Genomic DNA, 685 nt, shown 5'->3' with positions numbered 1-685 from the left:
TGCCGGGCCCGCATCAGCACCGCGACCGGCAGCGCCGAGGCCACCGTCGAGATCACCGAGACCATGCTCCCCGGACATGCCGCCCTGCCCAACGGATTCGGGCTCGACTACATCGGCGACGACGGGCGCACCGTCACCGCGGGTGTCGCCCCGAACGCGCTGCTGGCCTACCAGTTGTCACTGAACGGCCAGCCGGCTCCGGTCATCGACGGCCTGACCGGCGTGCAGCGGGTGTTCTACGGGTGGGCCCAGGTATGGCGCACCAAATCCCGTGAGGCCGAGGCGATCCGGCGCCTGGCGGTGGATCCGCACTCGCCGCCGGAGTTCCGCTGCAACGGCGTGCTGCGCAACATGGACGCCTTCTACGACGCCTTCGACGGCGCCGATGTTGGCGCGCTGTTCCTGGAACCGGACAAGCGGGTCAAGATCTGGAACTGACGCTCACCTGCGCGGGCTCGATCCGGGCGGGGACGTGCTTGTGCCACGGCGTGCCGGCGTAGGGATCGCGCCATTCGGTGGAGGTGAGCGCGTTCGGGGCGACACCCGCGGTGACGGTGCGCCCGTCGTCGCCGATGTAGTCGAGCCCGAATCCGTTGGGCAGGGCGGCATGTCCGGGGAGCATGGTCTCGGTGATCTCGACGGTGGCCTCGGCGCTGCCGGTCGCGGTGCTGATGCGGGCCCGGCA

General features: G+C 70.5%; 2 protein-coding genes. One reads left to right on the top strand and one right to left on the bottom strand.

The genetic code is table 11. The features are described 5' to 3' along the window. The coding region (locus tag A5624_RS28760) for a M13-type metalloendopeptidase (RefSeq protein WP_304441836.1) at positions 1-438 on the top strand (438 nt) is incomplete at its 5' end. On the opposite strand, the gene A5624_RS00040 is transcribed toward A5624_RS28760, so the two are convergent. After that, positions 422-685, bottom strand: a 264-nt coding sequence (locus A5624_RS00040) for a molybdopterin dinucleotide binding domain-containing protein (RefSeq protein WP_304441835.1), incomplete at its 5' end; no start/stop codon positions are given. The genes A5624_RS28760 and A5624_RS00040 overlap by 17 nt on opposite strands.

The sequence above is a fragment of the Mycobacterium sp. 1482292.6 genome (genome assembly GCF_001672995.1).
GTDB lineage: Bacteria > Actinomycetota > Actinomycetes > Mycobacteriales > Mycobacteriaceae > Mycobacterium > Mycobacterium europaeum_A.
Note: the sequence above shows the minus strand (reverse complement) of the source record. Positions and strands in the feature narration are given on the sequence as shown.